At 39.8% G+C, this 4675-nt stretch carries 2 protein-coding genes and 1 pseudogene; all 3 read right to left on the bottom strand.

All coding sequences use genetic code 11. The features are described 5' to 3' along the window. Positions 1 to 455: pseudogene (locus tag Q0296_RS09825) on the bottom strand (peptidoglycan-binding protein); the annotation flags it as partial. 149 nt (positions 456 to 604) lie between these two features. Continuing rightward, complete coding sequence (glmS, locus tag Q0296_RS09830; protein WP_298040059.1) at positions 605 to 2416, bottom strand: glutamine--fructose-6-phosphate transaminase (isomerizing); 1812 nt, start codon at positions 2414 to 2416, stop codon at positions 605 to 607. Positions 2417 to 2419: 3 nt separating this feature from the next. Further along, a partial coding sequence (locus Q0296_RS09835) for an HD domain-containing protein (protein ID WP_298040068.1) occupies positions 2420 to 4675 on the bottom strand: 2256 nt, incomplete at its 5' end.

The raw sequence follows: 4675 nt of genomic DNA on the forward strand, positions 1-4675 counted from the left end.
CCCACAACTCCACCAACACCACCTGTATCTTCGTTACTAAAGAAAATTTCAGGACGAATAGTATAATCAGCTGCCACCATTTTGCCTTTGCCAAAGCCTGAGCCTCCACGTAACTCGCCTGATCTATCAAGGGCACGCTCTTGCATCATATTGTCCATCATAGCGCCCCTCTCAACGATAACAAAACAACCAGTTTGTTGTGCTAGAAGGCGTAAAACAGGAATAGTTGATGTAAGCTTGTAGTTGCGAGTTAGATATGAATACCAGTCAGAATTTTGATCTTCATAAAATGCTAAAGTTCCAAGTGTGCTACTACACTTTTCTATTTTTGTGTTGGCATTTTTATTGTTACTGCCAGCAGCGCTGCCAGTCACGCCGCCATTGTTGCCTGTGGCGCAACCACTCAAAAGTAATACTCCTAGGCTTGCGCTTAGTAGAGATGATTTTAACTTCATTTTTATCCTTAATGATTAAGTTGGTTTTGGTATTATATAGAAGCAAGTATTAGAAAAATATTAATACAAATTTAATGTCAAACACTATGATTGAATGGCTTTAAAAACAGAAATTTGGCTGGCATTTTGCATTTGCCAGCCAGCTAAATTTACTCAACAGTTACGCTTTTTGCGAGGTTTCTTGGCATATCGACGTTGTTGCCAAGTCTAACAGAAATTTCAAGTGCAAGCAGCTGAAGCACAAGCATCATCTCGAAAAATTCGCTCATATAGTGATCTTGAACACTTGTTTTTATGTAGTCGTCGCTTAGCTCAAGCTCAAGCGGACTTATCGCTAGGATATATGCATCTCTTGCAGCGAGCTCTTCGACATTGCTCTTTGTCTTTTCATAAAGTAAATTTTGAGGCATTAAAGCGATCGTAAATAGCTTCTCATCTGCAAGCGCGATAGGGCCGTGCTTCATCTCGCCTGATGGATAGCCCTCGGCGTGAAGATATGAAATTTCTTTAAGTTTTAACGCACCTTCAAGTGCTAGCGGATAGAAGATGTCTCTACCGATGAAGAAGAAGCCATGGCCGTGCAAATAATGCTTGCTTAGGCGGTGAAGCTTCTCTTGCAAGGAGTTATCTATATTTAAAATTTGTGGGATGTGAAGAAGCGTTTTGATCTCGTGATCAAGCTCTTTTTTGCTGATAGATCCCTTTGCTGATGCCATTTGAAGTACAAGCATCCAAAGCACGATGATCTGCGTTGCAAAAGCCTTTGTACTTGCCACACCTTTTTCGATGCCAGCGCGAGTTAGAAGCGTATTATCAGCTAGTCTAACGATAGATGAGTTATCGACGTTGCAAATCGCAAGTGTCTTTAGCCCAGCCTCTTTTGCGATCCTAAGTGCCTCAAGAGTATCAGCTGTCTCGCCACTTTGTGAGATGACGATAAAAAGCGAGTTTTTGTTTAGATAAGGCTTTCTATATCTAAATTCGCTTGCCACTTCGACCTTTGTTCTAACTTTAGCAAGCCTTTCAAAAAGATAGCTTGCAACAAGCGCTGCATGGTAGCTCGTACCGCACGCACAAAGCACGACATCATCGATGCCTTTTAGGTATTCATCGTCTAAATTTTCAAGGGTGACTTTGTGGTTTTTAACCCTGCCCATGATGGTTTCAGATACGACTGCACCTTGCTCGTAAATTTCTTTCTCCATAAAAAATGTATAACCCTCTTTTTGGGCATAGCTCTTATCTTTTGGCAGTGCGTTAAAGGTTATGCTAGCTTTTTTGCCTTGTTTAAAAACAGCTATCTCGTCTAAGCTCACATAGCCGTAGTTGTTATCATCTAAGTAGGCTACTTCGGTTGCGTTGCCAATTAGCGGCGCATCTGATGAGGCAAAATATACCTCTTTTTTGTCACTTTTGCCTATCGCCATAGGAGCGGCATCTTTTGCGAAAAATATCTTATCAGGTGCAGTTTTGGTGATAAGTAGCGTTGCATAAGCGCCTCTTAGCTTTGCGATAGTCGCCTCATAAGCTTTAAATGGGTCTTTTTTTTCTTTTAAAATTTCTTCAAAAAGATGCACGATCACTTCGGTGTCGGTTTGGCTGACAAATTTCACGCCCTTTGCCTCAAGCTCATCTTTAAGCTCTTTGTAGTTTTCGATGATGCCGTTATGAACGACAAATGAGTGCTCGCCAAGGTGTGGGTGAGCGTTTATCTCGGTTGGTTTACCGTGCGTAGCCCAGCGTGTGTGACCTATCGCCACGCCAAAACCTTCTGATGTAAAGTCCTTTGTCTTTAGGGCTAAATTTTCAAGCTTGCCGACCGCTTTAAAGAAGTCGATCTTGCCATCACTCATCACAGCCATGCCAGCGCTGTCGTATCCGCGATACTCAAGCTCTTTTAGCCCGCTTAAAATGACCTCTTTTTTCTCTTTATCTCCGATGTATCCTACGATTCCACACATGTTTTACTCGCTTATTAATAAATTTAATATCTCTTCGCCTTTACTCTCAAGTCGCTCGTTTTTCTCGATCAAAAAGAGATTCCTCGTTCTATTTTTAACCGTCTGAATTCTCGCACTCGTGACTTGAAAATGAAGCCTGTCAAAAACACTCATCACATAAGCCATTAGCCCGCGCTGATCTTTTGCGTTGATGCTAAGCTTGGCGTAATCTTTTGAGTGATTTAGCTCGAAGTTTATCTCATCTTTGTTAATATTTGGTTTCAATGGCTCTCTTAAAACCTCGCTATTTAGTGATTTTAGGGCTAAAATTTTAGTATTTTCAAGCTCATGATTTTTTACATTTTGGTTAAAGTCAAGCCTGATGTAAAATTTCTTCTCAAATAGCTCAAAAATTTCCATATACGCAAGGTCAAATTTGGCAAATTCATAGAGCAGGGCGCTTAAATTTAGACTCTTTTGCGTATAAATTTGTATGCTTAGGTTTTTAGAGTTATTTATATAAATTTCAGTTCCGCTTAAAACACTCGCCGCCTTGCTTAAATTTATGATCTCGCTCGCGCTATATTTTGTAAAGACCAAATTTGATGTGATCTTAAAAATTTTCTCTTGCAAGCTTGGAGAAAGTGCCAAAAATTCGCTGTTTCGCTTTATAGACTGCTCTTTTTTTACACGTCTTGTCGCTTCGTCGAGCAAATTTTCGTCGCTAAACGCAGTCAGTGAAATTTCATAAAGCTCCCTTAAAAGCTTGGCTGTGTAGGCGTTGTAAAGCTTCTCATTTGTCGCGTTTATCACGCAGTAGCTAAGGATGTAAAGTAGCTTTAAGACCTGCTTGTCGCCTAGCTTTGAGATGAAGGCAAAGATGACGCGTTGTGAGTAGATGTCCTCTCTGTTTGAGACGTTGCTCATTAGAGTGTGGTATTTTACGAGCGTAACGCCGATATTTACGGCCTTTTGGCTTAAATTTAGCTTGTTTGCGTAGGCTCTAAAGATATTTGCGCCGATATTTGCATGATCCTTGCCAAGCCCCTTGCCAACGTCGTGCATGAGAGTTACGATCTTTAGCATCGTCTTGCCCTCCATGCAAAGCTCGGTGTAGAGATTTTTTATAAATTTATCTTTTATATTTTCAAGAAATTTGACACTTAAGATGCTGTGCTCATCAACCGTAAATTCGTGATAGCCGTCATACTGAGCTAGCTGGCTGATGTGCTCCATCGGTTTTATCAAAATTTGTATCATCTGCGCATCGAGCAAGGACTTTAAAATGGCGTATGAGTTTTCTCTTAAAAATATCTTCTTAAACTCGCTGATAGCGCGCTCCAAGCCACTTTTTGTGATGATGGCTCGCTTGATATAAAAGATCGCGCTTATATCAAATTTATAATCCACATCTTTTAGCTCTAAAAGTTCTTTTATGAGAGCTTCGATAAGTGCTGGCTTTTTATGAAGCGGCACGTATATGACGCCATTTATCTCATAAAAGCCATTTTTTAGCCTAGCAAATTTACGCTGCTCGAAGCTTAGCTCACTCTTGAAAAATGGCCTGCAAAGAGAGGCCGCTATAAATCTTGAATAAATGGCGATGTTATTCATCGAGCTTAGAATCTTTTGGCTGATGACGCTTTCGTTGTCTTGAAGCTTTTTGGACTTTGTCTGCATGAAATTTGTCGTGATCTCGACACTTGAAGCGCTGAAAGTATCGGTGTTTTGGGTTAAATTTAAAGCACTTAGCAAGCTTAGCAAAAAATCCACATTTAGGTTAAAGCTAGCGATCTCTTTTTCATTCATCACTTTAAGCGCTTGCGATCTAACGGAAACGTCGCTATCTAGGCAGTTTAGTATGCAGTTTAGATGATAAATTTCGTCTATCCCGCCAAAGCCACTTTTTAAATTTGGCTCTTGAGCCAAGTAGCTTATGCTAGAAAATGGCAAAAATGCCTTTAAATGGTAGTTTAAAAAGGCTTTTTTATCAAATTCTTTTATCTTTATGATCTCGCTTTTTACTAAGCGGTAGAGGCTTTTTGAGCCGCAGATATAGCGAAGTTGCGAGGTTTCGCTTTTAAATTTAAGGTCATCTTTGAAATTTATAAAAATTTCATCCACTTCGGCAATTTTTATCACAAATTTCATGCCAGAGCTATCTAAAATTTCAGAAAATTCTTTTAAGAAATTTTTTATATTGTAGCCCTTTAAATTTTTATAAACTAGCAAAATTTCAAGCTCGCTATTTGCGCTAAGTAGCGTTTGGGCGTATTTGCC

Source organism: uncultured Campylobacter sp. (assembly GCF_937890585.1).
Lineage (GTDB): Bacteria > Campylobacterota > Campylobacteria > Campylobacterales > Campylobacteraceae > Campylobacter_A.

Excerpts from the sequence above, each read along its gene's own strand:
- glmS (WP_298040059.1), bottom strand. The coding sequence starts at position 2,416 with ATGTGTGGAATCGTAGGATACATCGGAGATAAAGAGAAAAAAGAGGTC.